Annotated in this window: 18 protein-coding genes and 1 tRNA gene; 6 read left to right on the top strand and 13 right to left on the bottom strand. The window is 68.1% G+C overall.

Annotated elements, in window-relative coordinates:
- Window positions 1–43 precede the first annotated feature (43 nt).
- Window positions 44–718, top strand: coding sequence for a hypothetical protein (locus ACQ1RG_RS16850; protein ID WP_040342082.1), 675 nt, complete (start codon window positions 44–46; stop codon window positions 716–718).
- Here ACQ1RG_RS16850 and ACQ1RG_RS16845 read toward each other — a convergent pair.
- Complete coding sequence (locus ACQ1RG_RS16845) at window positions 655–2,010, bottom strand: APC family permease (RefSeq protein WP_342474232.1); 1,356 nt, start codon at window positions 2,008–2,010, stop codon at window positions 655–657. The two genes, ACQ1RG_RS16850 and ACQ1RG_RS16845, sit on opposite strands and share 64 nt — an antisense overlap.
- Before the next feature lie 14 nt (window positions 2,011–2,024).
- Complete coding sequence (locus ACQ1RG_RS16840; RefSeq protein WP_009379458.1) at window positions 2,025–3,665, bottom strand: amidohydrolase; 1,641 nt, start codon at window positions 3,663–3,665, stop codon at window positions 2,025–2,027.
- 94 nt (window positions 3,666–3,759) lie between these two features.
- On the opposite strand from ACQ1RG_RS16840, the gene ACQ1RG_RS16835 reads away from it, so the two are divergent.
- The gene (locus ACQ1RG_RS16835) at window positions 3,760–4,380 is read left to right on the top strand and encodes a TetR/AcrR family transcriptional regulator (protein WP_040342135.1); all 621 of its coding nucleotides are present in this window, start codon (window positions 3,760–3,762) and stop codon (window positions 4,378–4,380) included.
- 14 nt (window positions 4,381–4,394) lie between these two features.
- Here ACQ1RG_RS16835 and ACQ1RG_RS16830 read toward each other — a convergent pair whose 3' ends face one another.
- The 3 genes from ACQ1RG_RS16830 to ACQ1RG_RS16820 form a co-directional block, all read right to left on the bottom strand.
- Window positions 4,395–5,099: a hypothetical protein gene (locus ACQ1RG_RS16830; RefSeq protein WP_009379454.1), complete on the bottom strand. Its 705-nt coding sequence runs from the start codon at window positions 5,097–5,099 to the stop codon at window positions 4,395–4,397.
- 111 nt (window positions 5,100–5,210) lie between these two features.
- Window positions 5,211–5,534 carry an N-acetyltransferase family protein gene (locus tag ACQ1RG_RS16825; RefSeq protein WP_430600368.1) on the bottom strand — a complete coding sequence of 108 codons (324 nt, stop codon included), beginning with the start codon at window positions 5,532–5,534 and terminating at the stop codon, window positions 5,211–5,213.
- Window positions 5,534–5,674 carry a hypothetical protein gene (locus ACQ1RG_RS16820; protein ID WP_342474230.1) on the bottom strand — a complete coding sequence of 47 codons (141 nt, stop codon included), beginning with the start codon at window positions 5,672–5,674 and terminating at the stop codon, window positions 5,534–5,536. Before ACQ1RG_RS16820 ends, ACQ1RG_RS16825 begins: the two co-directional genes overlap by 1 nt.
- A 96-nt stretch (window positions 5,675–5,770) precedes the next feature.
- Between ACQ1RG_RS16820 and ACQ1RG_RS16815 the strand changes: the two genes are divergently transcribed.
- Together ACQ1RG_RS16815 and ACQ1RG_RS16810 are read left to right on the top strand one after the other, a co-directional pair.
- Window positions 5,771–6,016 carry a hypothetical protein gene (locus ACQ1RG_RS16815; protein WP_009379447.1) on the top strand — a complete coding sequence of 82 codons (246 nt, stop codon included), beginning with the start codon at window positions 5,771–5,773 and terminating at the stop codon, window positions 6,014–6,016.
- On the top strand, window positions 6,013–7,002 hold the full coding sequence (locus tag ACQ1RG_RS16810) for an SRPBCC family protein (protein WP_063249134.1): 990 nt from the start codon (window positions 6,013–6,015) through the stop codon (window positions 7,000–7,002). The genes ACQ1RG_RS16815 and ACQ1RG_RS16810 overlap by 4 nt, the downstream gene beginning before the upstream one ends.
- Here ACQ1RG_RS16810 and ACQ1RG_RS16805 read toward each other — a convergent pair.
- The 4 genes from ACQ1RG_RS16805 to ACQ1RG_RS16790 form a co-directional block, all read right to left on the bottom strand.
- Window positions 6,983–7,330: a TfoX/Sxy family protein gene (locus ACQ1RG_RS16805; RefSeq protein WP_063249133.1), complete on the bottom strand. Its 348-nt coding sequence runs from the start codon at window positions 7,328–7,330 to the stop codon at window positions 6,983–6,985. The two genes, ACQ1RG_RS16810 and ACQ1RG_RS16805, sit on opposite strands and share 20 nt — an antisense overlap.
- A 37-nt stretch (window positions 7,331–7,367) precedes the next feature.
- The gene (locus ACQ1RG_RS16800) at window positions 7,368–7,727 is read right to left on the bottom strand and encodes a nuclear transport factor 2 family protein (protein ID WP_063249132.1); all 360 of its coding nucleotides are present in this window, start codon (window positions 7,725–7,727) and stop codon (window positions 7,368–7,370) included.
- A 65-nt stretch (window positions 7,728–7,792) separates the two neighbouring features.
- Window positions 7,793–8,236, bottom strand: a complete 444-nt coding sequence (locus tag ACQ1RG_RS16795; RefSeq protein ID WP_063249131.1) for an SRPBCC family protein — start codon at window positions 8,234–8,236, stop codon at window positions 7,793–7,795.
- Window positions 8,229–8,552, bottom strand: a complete 324-nt coding sequence (locus tag ACQ1RG_RS16790) for an ArsR/SmtB family transcription factor (protein WP_063249130.1) — start codon at window positions 8,550–8,552, stop codon at window positions 8,229–8,231. The genes ACQ1RG_RS16795 and ACQ1RG_RS16790 overlap by 8 nt, the downstream gene beginning before the upstream one ends.
- Window positions 8,553–8,755: 203 nt before the next feature.
- Between ACQ1RG_RS16790 and ACQ1RG_RS16785 the strand changes: the two genes are divergently transcribed.
- Window positions 8,756–9,136, top strand: a complete 381-nt coding sequence (locus tag ACQ1RG_RS16785) for a hypothetical protein (RefSeq protein ID WP_280559303.1) — start codon at window positions 8,756–8,758, stop codon at window positions 9,134–9,136.
- 342 nt (window positions 9,137–9,478) lie between these two features.
- Here the strand turns inward: ACQ1RG_RS16785 and ACQ1RG_RS16780 are convergent, their stop codons facing one another.
- Window positions 9,479–10,189 (bottom strand): alpha/beta fold hydrolase, encoded by a 711-nt coding sequence (locus tag ACQ1RG_RS16780; RefSeq protein WP_063249128.1) that lies wholly within the window; start codon window positions 10,187–10,189, stop codon window positions 9,479–9,481.
- 49 nt (window positions 10,190–10,238) lie between these two features.
- Between ACQ1RG_RS16780 and ACQ1RG_RS16775 the strand changes: the two genes are divergently transcribed.
- Window positions 10,239–10,937, top strand: coding sequence for a helix-turn-helix transcriptional regulator (locus ACQ1RG_RS16775; protein ID WP_063249127.1), 699 nt, complete (start codon window positions 10,239–10,241; stop codon window positions 10,935–10,937).
- 46 nt (window positions 10,938–10,983) lie between these two features.
- Here ACQ1RG_RS16775 and ACQ1RG_RS16770 read toward each other — a convergent pair.
- The 3 genes from ACQ1RG_RS16770 to ACQ1RG_RS16760 all read right to left on the bottom strand — a co-directional run bounded on the left by ACQ1RG_RS16770 (window position 10,984) and on the right by ACQ1RG_RS16760 (window position 13,452).
- Window positions 10,984–11,065, bottom strand: a tRNA-Leu gene (locus tag ACQ1RG_RS16770).
- Window positions 11,066–11,134: 69 nt separating this feature from the next.
- On the bottom strand, window positions 11,135–11,608 hold the full coding sequence (gene bcp / locus ACQ1RG_RS16765; RefSeq protein ID WP_430600365.1) for a thioredoxin-dependent thiol peroxidase: 474 nt from the start codon (window positions 11,606–11,608) through the stop codon (window positions 11,135–11,137).
- 92 nt (window positions 11,609–11,700) lie between these two features.
- A complete protein-coding gene (locus tag ACQ1RG_RS16760; RefSeq protein ID WP_144589018.1) occupies window positions 11,701–13,452 on the bottom strand; it encodes an acetyl/propionyl/methylcrotonyl-CoA carboxylase subunit alpha in 1,752 nt (583 codons plus the stop codon).
- Window position 13,453 lies beyond the last annotated feature (1 nt).

Raw genomic sequence — 13,453 nt, 5'->3', positions numbered from 1 at the left:
CCCACGTCACCTGCTATTCACGTCGTCGTCCTAGTCTCGGGGCATGAACGACTTCGATCGGATCGAATACAGCCAGCTCGACGACATCCTCTCGTGTGAGAAGGACAGCTCCCACCCCGTTCTGCTCACGCAGGAGGCCCTCGATGGCACCGCCGCAGAACTCGTCGACTGCAACCGCGGAATCGTCGCCGGTGCACTCGATCGCGTCGATGACACCGACGCGATTTCCCAGGACGCCCTGCGCAGCAGCTATGTCGACCTCTACCGTGCGGCGGTGAGCGAGCACGGGCTCGCCTGGTACCGGACGCACGTCCCCCGACCCGCCCGAGAGCTCGCGCTCCAGGGGCTGCGGCTGATGAGCGCCCCCGAACACCTCGACCTCGCCGTCCGGGCGATCGAGTCCGACCTCGACGACGAAGCCTTCGCGGCGGCCTTCGCCTCCGCCGAGGCGGAGCTCCCGCTCGAGGAAGCCAACGCCGCGTACCTGCGCGACCTGCCGGCGATGAGCATCCTCAAGGACGCGGACATCCCCACCGCGATGAGCATCGAGTTCACCGGCTCCGGGGCGTCGAGTGACTACCCGCGCGCGTCCTCGGGTGATCGGGGGGCCATACTCCTTGAGGTCGAGCGCCTCACTCGGCGAGATCGAGCGCCTCACTCCTTGAGATCGAGCGAGGGTGTGGGCCGGCGGAAGCCGCGGGTGACGAACGCGAGGTAGGCGACGCCGAGGGCCAGCCACACCAGCCCGATGATGAGCGTGCGCGGGGACAGGCTCGTCCACAGCCACACGGTGAGGCCGAAGCCGATGCCGGGCAGGACGACGTAGCTGAGGATCGCACGACCGCCTCGGCGACCCCTGTCGATGACGAAGTGCTTGATGACTGCGAGGTTGACCGCGGAGAACGCCATGAGCGCGCCGAAGCTGACCATCTCCGAGATGAACGTGAGGTCGACAGCGAGCGCGAGGAGGGAGACGACGCCGACGGTGACCGTCGCGAAGACCGGGGTGAGGAAGCGCTTCGACAGGCGCCCGAAGAACCCGCGCGGAAGCACCCCGTCGCGGCCCATCGCGTAGAGGATGCGCGAGACCGAGGCCTGCGAGGTCAGTGCCGACCCGCAGGCGCCGGCGACGTAGGCGGCGGTGAAGAAGATCGTGAGGAACTGCCCTCCGGCGGCGGCCATGACGTCGAGCGAACCGGACTCGGGGTCGGCGAACGCGTTCGACGGGAAGACGAGCTGGGCGATGAACGAGAGCACGATGTAGATGAGCCCGCCGGTGAGCGTGGCGATGACGATCGCCCGCGGCACCGAGCGCTTGGGATCCTTCGCCTCCTCCGACAGCGTCGAGACGGCGTCGAAGCCGAGGAAGGACAGGCAGAGGATCGCGGCACCGGCCATGACGGCCCCGAACCCGTCGACGGTGCCGTCGCCGGTGAACGGGGCGGCGAGATCGATCGAACCCGAGCCCGAAATGGTGGCGAAGGAAAGGACGGCGAAGGTGAGGATGAAGATCCCCTGGGCGGCGATGATGACGATGTTCGCGCGCGCCACCGAGACGATGCCGATGATGTTGAGGATCGTGACGAGGACGATGGCGACGAGGACGAAGACCCACGAGGGGACCATCGGCAGGGCGGCATTGAGATAGAGGCCGATGACGAGGTAGTTGATCATCGGCAGGAAGAGGTAGTCGAGCAGCAGCGCCCACCCGGCGACGAAGCCGACGCCGGCGCCGAAGGTCTTCTGCGTGTACGTGTACGCGGAGCCGGCGAAGGGCAGCTCGCCGGCCATCTTCGCGTACGAGCGGGCGGTGAAGACCATCGCGACGAGGGTGATGACATAGGCGAGCGGCACGCGCCCGCCGGTGATCTCGGTGACGATGCCGTAGGTCGTGAACACCGTGAGCGGGACCATGTAGACGAGGCCGAAGAAGACGAGTGAGGGAACGCCGAGGGCGCGGCGCAGATGCCCGGTCTCGGCGGGAGCGGTGGTGCCGTGGTCGTCGGACATGACGGTCCTTCCGGTCAGACTGTCGGGGCGGCGAGGCTGCCGCGCAGGTAGGTGGCGCGCACGCGCAGGGCTGCGAGTTCCGCGGCGGTGAGCGTGCGCGGGTCGGCGTCGAGGATGACGAGGTCGGCGCTCGCCCCGGGACGGATCTCACCCCAGGGTGTCGGCGCGCGGTCGGCGAAGGCCTGATGGGCCACGGACTGAGAGTACGCGTCGAGGGCGGGCCCGATGCCGACGATCTCATCAGGTGTCCATCCGCCTGCCGGTTCGCCGTCGGCGGTGCGCCTGCTCGTGGCGATCGCAAGCCCCTCGAGCGGGGCTCCGGAGGAGACCGGCCAGTCGGAGCCGAAGGCGAGTCTCGCTCCGGAGTCGAGGATCGAGCGCATCCGGTACTGCTCATCGGCCCGATCCTCGCCGAGACGGGGGACCGTGAGCACGGTCATGAGCGCATCGAGCTGTGCCCAGAGCGGCTGCATGGTCGCGATGACCCCGAGCTCGGCGAAGCGGCGGAGGTCGGCTGCGTCGACGAGCTGGGCGTGCGCGATGACGGGGCGGCGGTCGCGGGGACCGTTGATGGTGATCGCGGTCTCGATCGCATCGAGGGCCTGTCGGACGGCGGCATCGCCGATCGCGTGGATGTGGATCTGGAAGCCCTCGGCGTCGACGGCGGTGACCGCCTCGGCGAGGGAGTCACCCTCCCACACGCGCATGCCGTGGTTGTGCAGGGATGAGCAGTACGGTTCGAGGAGGGCACCGGTCTCGTTCTCGACGACGCCGTCGGCGAAGAACTTCACGGTCTCCGCGGTGAGCAGGTCAGACCCGGCGGCGCGGACTCGCGCACGGGAGGCGACCATGCCCGGCAGCTGTTCGGCGAAGTGCCGGGGGTCGGCGTAGAGGGCGAGGTTGACGCGGATGCCGAGGTCGCCGGACCTCGCGGCGGTGAGGTAGGTGTCGACGTCGGCGGGTTCGACCCACGCGTCCTGGACCCACGTCACCCCGCGGTCGAGGAGGTAGCGGGCAGCGCGGTCGAGCGCGCGGAGGCGGTCGTCTTCGGACTGGGGTGGGCGGACGGCGTCGATGAGGTCGACGGCACCCCATTCGCGGAGGATGCCGAGCGGGGAGCCGTCGGGCAGGCGGGGGATCTCGCCGAGGACGGGGTCGGGGGTGTCGGCGGTGATGCCGGCGAGCTCGAGCGCCCTGGAGTTGCACCACACCGTGTGGTAGTCCCACGCGCGGAGGACGACCGGACGGTCGGCCACCGCCTCGTCGAGCCAGCGGGCGTCGAAGAGTCCGCCCTCGACGAGGCTGCCGTCGTACGAGGCGCCGACGATCCAGTCGGCCTCGGGGTTCGCCTCGGCGCAGCGTCGGACCTCCGCGACGATCTCATCCACCGAGGTGCATCTGCGGACCTGGGGGCCTGCGGCCTCGAGCCCGCCGAACATCGGGTGCGCGTGCCCGTCGCCGAAGGACGGCATGAGGAACCCGCCGGCAAGGTCGACGTGTTCGACTGCGGTGTCGGCGGGAAGTTCGCCGAGGCGGGCCGCGACGTCGGTCGCCCCGACGGCGATGACGATGCCGTCACTGATGAGGAGGGCGTCACTGGGCTCGCTGCTCGCACCGCGCCAGATCGTGCCGCCTGAGAAATGGGTTGTCGTCACAGGACTCCCTTCCGCTCCATTGCGTACGAACAGTGTTCGTATTTGTGACCCTCAGCACGATACACTCTTCACGGAGTCAGGGGAAGTGGTGATCATGCGACTCAATCGGGACCGGCTTGTCAGTGCCGCCCTCGATCTCGTCGATGTCGAGGGGGCCGAGGCGCTGTCCATGCGCGTCCTCGCCGATCGGGTCGACCGCCAGGTCTCCTCGCTCTACAACCACGTCAGCGGGCGCGATGACCTCATCGAGGCGATGCGCGCGCGGATCGTCACGGGCATCGACGTCAGCGCCTTCGCCGAGTCGTCGGGTCTGGCCTGGGACGAGGCAATCGAGGTGTGGGCGCGTTCGTACCTGCGGGTCTTCGCCGCCCACCCCAACCTCATCCGCCTGCTCGCGACGACCTCGATCCGGGACCGGTCGACGTATGCGATGTACGACGCGGTCGTCGCGGGCCTGCGCCGAGGCGGTTGGCCGGAGTCCGAGGTCATCGCGGTCGTCCGCACGGTTGAGGCGCATGTGCTCGGGTCGGCGCTCGACATGGTCGCCCCCGGTGACCTCCTCGCGCAGGAGGCCGCCGATGAGCAGTTCCCTGCCGTCCATGCGGCGCTCGCCGCTCACAATGCCGACTCGTACGGGGCGGAGCCGTCGTTCGAGCTCGGGCTCGCTGCCCTTCTCGACGGGTTGCGGGTGCGACTGGCAGCCCGAGTGGCGTGAGCGGCGTTCGCGTCCTATAGGCGCGGTTCGCCCCAGATGCCCATCGCGAGGAAGATGACGGCGGCGAGCAGCGTGAGCGCGGTCGCCCAGGGGCGGAGGTTCGCGTTCGCGATGCGGGTGAAGAACGCAGAGAGTTTCGCAGAGACCTTCGGGAAGCGGTTCCATGCCCAGGTGAGGAGCACGTAGGGGGCGATCATCGCGGCGATGAAGACGAGGTAGACGATGCCGCGGATGATGATGTCCTCGCTCACGGCGCGGACGATGCGGGCGACCATGTACATCGTCGCGAAGTCGCTGAAGCTGATGACGGTGTTCGAGATGCCGATGAGGACCATCGCCCCGGCTTTGCCGGTGGGCTTCCTGTGCGGCCTCTTCGGTTTCGGAGGTCGGCGCAGCCGCACGGCCATGATGATGCCGGCGGTGAGGAAGAGGGCGCCGGCGGCGAGGTCGACGCTGTGACGGACGAGGACCTTCTCGATGTCGCGACTGACGAGGGTCTCGAGCGTGTGTGGGTCGATGACCTGGAGGGCGAGGAGGATGACCGTGGCACCGAGGATGAGTCCGAGGAGCATGAAACCCATCGCGCGCTTGGCGCGGGGAACATCGGTGAGGACCCGGAAGGACACGGCGATCGTCGTCGGACTGATGCCCATGACGAGGCCGAGGCCGATGAGGCTGATCGCAGCGCCGACGAGACGCACGAGGTCTGACACGAGCATGGAAGCAAGACTACCGGGGTAGGGTCGGTCCATGGACGACACGAGGCTTGCCGATTTCTGGGCGGGAGCGCGGGCGGCGTCGCCCGTCGTGTGCGAGCAGTTCCGAGTGGTCTACTCGGCAACCGGTGCCGCGTCGTAGGTGAGCCAGTTCGTCTTCGTCGCGACCTGGTCGTAGAGGGCCTGTGCCTGCGTGTTGTCGTCGGCGGTGATCCACCGGACGACCGAACGCCCCTCCTCGGCCGCGATCTCCTGCAGCCGGGCGATGAGCGCGCGACCGGCCCTGGTGCCGCGGGCTTCGGGGTCGGTGAAGAGGTCGTCGAGCCAGAGGCCGACGGTCCCCGTCGATGGACGGGAGAATCGTCGGTAGTCGGCGATCGCGACGATCCGCCCATCCGCCTCGGCGACGAGTCCTTCGCACTCATGGGACGGATCCATCAGCCATCCCAGACGCGCTCGACGACGTCCTCGGATTCGGGGAGCTTGTAGAACTCCCGGTAGCCGCGGAAGAGCTCCTTCCAGCGGGACTCGTCGGAAGCGGTCACAGGGCGAACGGTGAGGTCGGCGGTTGAGCTCATGAGCCCACTGTAGAGGTCCGCTGAGCCCGCGGGAAGCGACCGCCGGTAAGCAACAATGGTTGACAGGCGGCGCGTTAGCAACGTAAATTGACAGACATGGAATCGACACAGATCGCCGATGTCGCGGCCGACACGAGTGACCCCCGGGCGGGGCTGCGGGCAGTGTCATCGTTGCGCGCACTCACCGAACGCCTCGAACTCGCCCAGGTCGAAGCCGGACTGCGAGCCGGGATGAGCTGGCAGGACGTCGCCGACGCGCTCGGCGTCTCCCGGCAGGCGGTGCACAAGAAGTACGCGAAGAGGATCGATCCGACGATCCCCGTCCCCAGGAGGGCCCGATGAGCAGGTTCACCGATTCCGCATCGACGTCGTACTCGCTGTCGATCACGGCGATGGAGGAAGCCTCGCGCGTCGGCCAGCGTGAAGCCGACATCGACCACCTGTTCCTCGCGCTCACCGTCAGCGAGCAGACCGCCGGTCAGGTGCTGCGCAGTCTCGGCATCACGATCGACGACGCCCGGGAGGCGGTTGCCGCGCAGCATGCCGAACAGCTCGCCGGACTCGGAATCCGCATGGACCCGCCCGAGCCCGGCCGTATCGTCTTCCACGAGACCGAGGGCTACGAGTGGGGTGACCGTGCGGTGAGGATCCTCCAGTCCGCGAACAGCTCCGGCAAGCGAGGTGACGCGGCCGCGGTGCTGCGCGACCTCGTCGTCGAACCGAGCGGCATGATCGAATCGATTCTCCAGCGTTTGGGCACCTCGCCCGAGGCTGTGCTCGCCGAGCTCGACAGAGTTGAGCGTCTGTCGGACCGGCGTTCGGGCTCGACGAGTGCGGATGCGCTGTCGGGCACGGCTGCGGCGTTCGTCCCGGCGCCGATCGATGACGTGTGGCGCCTGATCTCGGACGCCTCGCGACTGCCCGACTGGGATCCGACGATCGACGCCGTTGAGGACGGCGCCGCTGCCACCTCGGCGGGTCAGTCGTGGGCTGCTCGAACGCGCTCGACCCGGCGCGATGGGACGCCGGTCACCGTCAAGCCCCACGTGGTCAACCAGCGAGTGGAGGTCGTCGAGGCCGATGAACCGCGGTTCATCGAATGGCGGGCCACCTACCCCGATGCTGCGCGGGCCAACGCCCGACGCACGTCGATCGCCCTGGAACCGGCGGCCGGCGGCACCCAACTGCACATCGAGTACGCGTGGGTGCGCACCTCGACCAGCCTCGTCCGCCGCCTCCTCGGGCTGGTCCTGCGGCCGCTTCAGCGCTTCCTCATCTGGATCCAGCTGGGGCAGCTGCGTGCCGGGATCAGCCGCGCGTTCCGGTGACGGCCCGGTTGTGCTCGAGGGCCGCATCGACCCACGCGCTCAGCCCGGCGTCGTCGCCGATCGCCGTGGCAGCGACGTCGATCCACCCCGGACCCATCGTCCGTCCGGCACCCATCTCGGCCTGCCGAGCACCCGGCCGGCCGACGAGCTCGTCGTGACGGTCGGCGTCGATGCGCACGAGCAGGCTGCCGGACTTGAGTCCACTCACGGCGATCTTCTCGCTGACCATGAACGACCGACCGCCGAACATCGCGACCTCGCGCACCGCCGGCTCGTCGGCGAGCAGGGCACGGAGTCGGTCGACGAGGGCTCCTTGTTCGGGAGTCATCGCTCACTCCTCACTGGTGTGCACGCGTCGACGTCGATCATGACGGGTTCGGCGGACCGTAGGAGAGCCGGTCGAACATGAGCAGGCTCTCGGTGATCAGACCGTCCCGGACCGTGAAGAGCTCAGCGGCCGGAGTCGTCGACGTCGCAGCGGTCTGCGGGTAGTAGAAGAGGGCGACCTGATCGCCGTCGGAGAAGTCGGTGACCTCCTCGATGCCGGTGAGCATGGGGGCGAAGCCGCCGATGAACTGCCGGTAGGCGTCCTTGCCGGCGATGTCCATGCCGGGGGCGCGGCACGCGATGTCCTCGGCGACGTGCTCCATCGCCTCATCGACGCGGCCGTTCGTCCAGGCCTCGTGATACTTCCTCACGGTGTCGTATGCGGTGGTCTCGGCCATGGGATTCTCCTCATCTCTCGGTGTTCCCAGTTCCTGTGAATAGTCTTCCGTCGGATCGGGCGGAGTCAGTGCGGGCGGTCGGGCAGCGGCACCCACGTGTCGGGTCCCGCGTCGCCGCCGGTCCCGGCGATGACGAGGCGGGAGAGGAAGTGCGACCAACCGTCCGCATGGCCGGGCACACTGACCTCGGGCAGGTCCGAGTGCCGGAGATCGACGCGCGTGCCCGCCGAGGTCGGAGTGAGCCGGAATTCGACGGTCGAGGCGCCGGCGGGCAGATCGTCGCTGCCGGCGAACCCCCACGAGACGACGACGCGGCTGTGGGGATCGACGTCGAGGAACTCACCGCGGACGGGATGGCCGGCGATGTCGACGGCGAACTGACCGCCTCGGCGAGGGTCGAGGTCGGCGAACTCACCCATCCACGCCGTCATCCCCTCGTTCGTCGTGAGATAGGCGAAGACGGCCTCGGGTGGGGCGGCGATGTCGATAGAATCGGTGAACTCAGCCATGATCACTCTCCACGGCGGCCTTGAGGGCGGAGAGCTTGGTGGGCCAGAAGTCATCGAGGTACGTGCGCACCGCAGCGAGGCCGTCGGTGCTCACCGCGAAGAGGTGCCGCGTGCCCTCCCGGGTGCCGACGGTCAGTCCCGCCTTCCGCAGCACGCCGAGGTGGTGCGACGTCGTCTGCTGGGAGAGGCCGAGCTCCTCGGCGATCGTCCCCACCGGTTTCGGGGAAGTGCGGATCGCTGCCAGGATGGCCCGACGGTTCCCGTCGGCGAGCGCGCGCAGCGCCCGATCGAGGTCTGGTGCGGCCTCAGCGTTCATCGCGATCCCAATCGTTCGGACTGTGCTGTGTACCCTCACTGTAACACAAATGAGTGTTTGTACTCATAGAGATGAGTGAATTAGGACTGTGCGCCTGTAGAGTTGAAGTACAACGGCAAGACCTACGACACGTTCACGACCAATGTGCCAGTCTCGTACCGAGGGAAGAACGTGGTTACATCATTCCCTGCAACGAAGTGCTGATGACTGAGAAGATCCACGACCTTGACTACGTTCTCGCCGGGCGGCTGGCTGACATGGTAGGTGCAGTAGGCGACGTTGAAGTTCATGGCACCGAAATGACATTCCCAATGCGTGACAACGAAGGCTCAATTGTCAGTTTCAGTATCGACGTTCGTGGACTTGCAGACGAAGTCGAGGCGAATAGTTCTGACGCGGTCGTCGCGATGGGAAACAGCCGTGGACGACAGCATGCAGCGCTCGCGCTGATCGCAAACCGAATCCTCGAGGATCATCACGAAGACTGGGACACGTCCTCCAGCGATGAGGTCGAGCATCGCATTGACGATTACGAACCGATCGTGATCGACATGGAGAATTTCCCGTCGAAACGACGTAATTAGCGTCATCTCGTGTAGAACGACCAGCCCCGGGGGCTGTTTGCGTGGGAGACCAGCCGTACTTGGTTCTCCACTTATAGTTCACAGTAACTCTCCCGGGTCAGGCCGCGTGCTGCGAACATGATCGTTGCCGTCCTCACCGCCGACCACATTCACATGTGCCTGGACCAGGTCCGTGTCGACGTCCTGCACACCACTGAAGTGCGGGAGGTGTGAAAACGGCAGCGGCCAAGAGCGACTGGATCCGGCGAAATGGCAAGGACCTGAAAGCAGCGCGGCGACAAGTGGAAGAACAATCCGTCCGCGTTCTGCGCAGGGTGAGGGCGATGTTGCGCTGCTGACGAATCACTCGGGGCCGGTCGTCTTACGCGGCAGCGTGTCGACGAAGGCGGTGATGGCGGTGGCGAGTCCGGCGGGATCCTCGAGCATGGGCACGTGCCCGGTGGTCAGCTCCCGTGTCCACTCGCCGCCGAGGTTCGCCGCGAAGCGCTTCTGCAGCGCCGGCGGCAGCTCCTTATCGGTCGTCGACATCACGTATCCACGGGGTGCGCTCCACGTGCCCGGGCTGAGGTGATCGCGATAGTAGGCCTGGGGTTCGGGGGTGAAGTCGCTGATGAGACGGTCGACGATCTCACCGTCGAGGCCGCTGGCGAGGTTCTTCCGGATGGCCGACTCGGGCGGCCTGGTCCCGGCGAACCTCATCGCCGCGCCGAGCACCCACCGGTTGGGCGCGGGCATTGCGGAGACGAACGACCCACCGGCCGGCGGCACGATCGCGCTCACCGCGAGGAAGCCGGCGACCCGTTCGGGAGCGAGGCGGGCGATCTCCGAGGCGACGACGCCGCCGGCCGAATGGCCGACGAGGACGACCTGCTCGGTCGGCATCGCGGCGATAGCCGCCTCGGCGTAGTCGCGCAGACGCGCGGATTCCGAGGTGGGGCGTGGGGCGACGACGGAGGTCATCTCCTCGCCGAGGTGGTCGCGGGCCTGATCCCAGATCCACGAGGGGAGTCCGGCGCCGGAGAGGAGGAGAAGTGACTGCGAGTGCGTATTCATGGAACCATCATGACCGACTCCGATGTCACTGGTATGTCACCATTTATCCATGAATCGCATCGATCGTCTCTACGCCCTGCGCGAGGAGCTGCGCCGGGCCGGTTCGGCGGGTCGGACGGCGGAGCGGCTGTCGGAGATCTTCGAGGTGAGCGTGCGCACGATCAAACGCGACATCTCGAGCCTGCAACAGGGTGGTTTCCCTGTCTGGGCGCAGCCGGGCCCGGGCGGCGGGTACGCCGTCGACGCGGCGGCGACCCTGCCGCCGGTCAACTTCACCGAGGCTGAGGCCTCGGGGCTCGCCGCTGCCGTCGCCGCCCATCGTGGTCAGCCCTTCGACGGCGACTCTCGGGCGGCGCTGGCGAAGGTCCAGGCGGTGATGGACGCACGCACACGGGAGCGGTCGGACCGCCTCGGCGCGCGGATCTGGATCGATCATGCCGATGAACCGGGATCACCGCAGGTGAGGAGGGCCGTCGAACGGTCGCTCGAGGAACGGAGAGTGCTGTCTCTGCGCTACCGCGATCGGAACGGGCGCGAGTCGGCGCATCGGGTCGATCCGATCTTCCTCGCACACACGCAGAGTCGGTGGTTTCTCGTCGCCCACAGTCGCGACCGGGAGGCCATCCGCTGGTTCGTCCTCGACCGGATGCTCACCGCCCACCTCACGGCGGAGCCGGCGGCCGACATCCCCGTCGCCTCGGTCGGTGCCCCGCCGACGACGGCCCGGGCGGTCACAGGCGGGGCCTGAACGACACTGTGCCGCGACACCGATCGGTGTCGCGGCACAGACTGCGTACGCGAGAGGGGACTTGAACCCCTACGTCCGAAGACACTGGAACCTAAATCCAGCGCGTCTACCAATTCCGCCACTCGCGCGTGGCCGCATCAAGCCTAGCAGGACGCGGGCAGGCGGCCGAAAGCCCGAGCTCGCGGGCGAGCGGCCGCTCAGGCGGCGTCGATGCCGAGCGCCTTGCGCAACCTTCCGACGTGACCGGTGGCCTTGACGTTGTACTGGGCGAGTTCGACCGTGCCTTCGGCGTCGACGACGACGGTCGAGCGGATGACGCCCTGGACGACCTTGCCGTAGTTCTTCTTCTCGCCGAACGCGCCCCACTCGTCCATCATCGCCTTGTCCGGATCGGAGAGCAGCTCGAAGGTCAGTCCTTCCTTCTCCTCGAACTTCTTGAGCTTCTCCGGCGAATCGGGGGAGACGCCGAGGACGACGAGACCGGCGCTCGTCAGCGCGGAGAGCGAATCGCGGAAGTCACACGCCTCCGTCGTGCAGCCCGGCGTCATCGCCGCCGGGTAGAAGTAGACGACGACCCGCTTCCCGCGGAAGTCGCTGAGGCTCACGGACTTCCCGTCCTGATCGACGAGCGTGAAGTCCGGGGCGGTGTCGCCGACTGACAGACGTGGCATGAGGTCTCCTCTTCATGATGCTGACGTTTCCGTCCACTCTATCGGCCGGGAAGGACTCGGCACCCGCCGGGACGGACTCTGCCCATCCGACCTCACCGGATCCGGGCGATGGCCTCCCCGACGACGACGACGTCGCCGACCGACGCGGCATGGGTGAGCGTGCCCGCGGCTCCCGCCTGCACCCGGGTCTCCATCTTCATCGCCGAGAGCACGGCGACCTCGTCGCCTTCGGCCACCTCGGCGCCGTCATCAACGAGGAAGTCGACGAGGCTGCCGGGCACAGGCGCGGTCACCGCAGTCGATCCGTCGTCCGAGGCCACTGATCCCTCGGCGCGGTCCCCGTCCTCTCCGGTCCCCGCCGAGGCGGTCCCGCCGACCGACCCGAGTGCTGCGAGCAGCGCGTCGGGCAGGCCGAGTGTCGTGAGCTTCCCGTCGATCTCGATGTCGACGCGGGTGATCCCGTCGCCCGATACGGGCGCGGGCCTCTCCTGCGGGGCGAACTCGGGCAGCAGCTGGGATTCGATCCACTGCGTGTCGATGCCGAGGCTCTCCCCGGCGAAGGCCGGGTGGCGGAGGATCGCCAGCGAGCACGGGAGCACGGTGGCCGGACCGACGACGTCGAGCTCGGTGGCCGCGGTGATCGTTCGCGCGATCGTCGTGGCCCGGTCGGGTCCGTGGACGATGAGCTTCGCGAAGAGGGAGTCGAAGGCAGGCTGGACGGTGTCACCGGCACGGACCCCGGAGTCCCAGCGCACCCCGGGCCCGCCGGGGACGGTGAGGGTCTCAATGCGCCCGGGCGTGGGGAGGAAGCCGCGGCCGGGATCCTCGGCGTTGATCCGCAGTTCGATCGCGTGTCCGCTGACCTCGGGGGTCGCCGACAGGGACAGCCCCTCGCCGAAGGCGATGCGGAACTGCTCGGTGACGAGGTCGACCCCGGTGACCGCCTCGGTGACGGGGTGTTCGACCTGGAGCCGGGTGTTGACCTCGAGGAACGTCATCGTCCCGTCGGCGGCGAGGAGGAACTCGACGGTGCCGGCGCCTCGGTAGTCGACCTCGGCGCAGATCGCCTCGGCCGAGCGCTGGAGGCGTTCGCGCTGCTCCTCCGAGAGGTTCGGGGCAGGAGCCTCCTCGACGAGCTTCTGGTTGCGCCGCTGGGCCGAACAGTCCCGGTCGCCGACGGCGACGACCGTGCCCCTTCCGTCGCCGACGACCTGGACCTCGACGTGGCGGGGGTGTTCGAGGAACTTCTCGACGAAGCATTCGGGACGACCGAACGCCTCGATGGCCTCCCGGGTCGCCGATTCGAAGGCCCCGGCGACGTCGGAGATCTCGCGGACGATCTTCATCCCGCGACCACCCCCGCCGTGGGCGGCCTTGATGATGATGGGCAGGCCGTGCTCGGCGGCGAACTCCTCGACCTCAGCGGCGTCGCGCAGCGGCCGGTCGATTCCCGGCGCGAGCGGTGCCCCGGCCTTCTGGGCGAGCTGCCGGGCGGTGACCTTGTCCCCGAGCGCGGTGATCGAGTCCGGGGTCGGTCCGATCCAGATCATCCCGGCGTCCTCGACGGCGGCGGCGAAGTCGGCGTTCTCCGAGAGGAACCCGTAGCCGGGATGGACGGCGTCGGCACCGGCCTGCCGGGCGGCTGCGATGATCGCCTCGATGCTGAGGTAGGTCTCGGCGGCGGTCGTCCCGGGCAGGGCGATCGCGACATCGGCGAGCTGCGTGTGCAGGGCGTTGGCGTCCTGATCGGCGTAGACGGCGATGGAGGTGTGCCCGTTCTGGGCGCAGGCGCGGATGACGCGCACGGCGATCTCGCCGCGGTTGGCGATGAGGATTCTCGACATG

This window comes from Brevibacterium sp. K72, assembly GCF_050562175.1.
Lineage (GTDB): Bacteria > Actinomycetota > Actinomycetes > Actinomycetales > Brevibacteriaceae > Brevibacterium > Brevibacterium casei.
The sequence above is the reverse complement of the archived record's forward strand: the minus strand, read 5'-3'. Positions and strand labels throughout refer to the sequence as shown.

Coding starts and splice junctions, on each gene's coding strand:
- ACQ1RG_RS16850 (WP_040342082.1), top strand. CDS start 44: ATGAACGACTTCGATCGGATCGAATACAGCCAGCTCGACGACATCCTC.
- ACQ1RG_RS16845 (WP_342474232.1), bottom strand. CDS start 2,010: ATGTCCGACGACCACGGCACCACCGCTCCCGCCGAGACCGGGCATCTG.
- ACQ1RG_RS16835 (WP_040342135.1), top strand. CDS start 3,760: ATGCGACTCAATCGGGACCGGCTTGTCAGTGCCGCCCTCGATCTCGTC.
- ACQ1RG_RS16830 (WP_009379454.1), bottom strand. CDS start 5,099: ATGCTCGTGTCAGACCTCGTGCGTCTCGTCGGCGCTGCGATCAGCCTC.
- ACQ1RG_RS16825 (WP_430600368.1), bottom strand. CDS start 5,534: ATGGATCCGTCCCATGAGTGCGAAGGACTCGTCGCCGAGGCGGATGGG.
- ACQ1RG_RS16820 (WP_342474230.1), bottom strand. CDS start 5,674: ATGAGCTCAACCGCCGACCTCACCGTTCGCCCTGTGACCGCTTCCGAC.
- ACQ1RG_RS16815 (WP_009379447.1), top strand. CDS start 5,771: ATGGAATCGACACAGATCGCCGATGTCGCGGCCGACACGAGTGACCCC.
- ACQ1RG_RS16810 (WP_063249134.1), top strand. CDS start 6,013: ATGAGCAGGTTCACCGATTCCGCATCGACGTCGTACTCGCTGTCGATC.
- ACQ1RG_RS16805 (WP_063249133.1), bottom strand. CDS start 7,330: ATGACTCCCGAACAAGGAGCCCTCGTCGACCGACTCCGTGCCCTGCTC.
- ACQ1RG_RS16800 (WP_063249132.1), bottom strand. CDS start 7,727: ATGGCCGAGACCACCGCATACGACACCGTGAGGAAGTATCACGAGGCC.
- ACQ1RG_RS16795 (WP_063249131.1), bottom strand. CDS start 8,236: ATGGCTGAGTTCACCGATTCTATCGACATCGCCGCCCCACCCGAGGCC.
- ACQ1RG_RS16790 (WP_063249130.1), bottom strand. CDS start 8,552: ATGAACGCTGAGGCCGCACCAGACCTCGATCGGGCGCTGCGCGCGCTC.
- ACQ1RG_RS16785 (WP_280559303.1), top strand. CDS start 8,756: ATGACTGAGAAGATCCACGACCTTGACTACGTTCTCGCCGGGCGGCTG.
- ACQ1RG_RS16780 (WP_063249128.1), bottom strand. CDS start 10,189: ATGAATACGCACTCGCAGTCACTTCTCCTCCTCTCCGGCGCCGGACTC.
- ACQ1RG_RS16775 (WP_063249127.1), top strand. CDS start 10,239: ATGAATCGCATCGATCGTCTCTACGCCCTGCGCGAGGAGCTGCGCCGG.
- bcp (WP_430600365.1), bottom strand. CDS start 11,608: ATGCCACGTCTGTCAGTCGGCGACACCGCCCCGGACTTCACGCTCGTC.
- ACQ1RG_RS16760 (WP_144589018.1), bottom strand. CDS start 13,452: ATGTCGAGAATCCTCATCGCCAACCGCGGCGAGATCGCCGTGCGCGTC.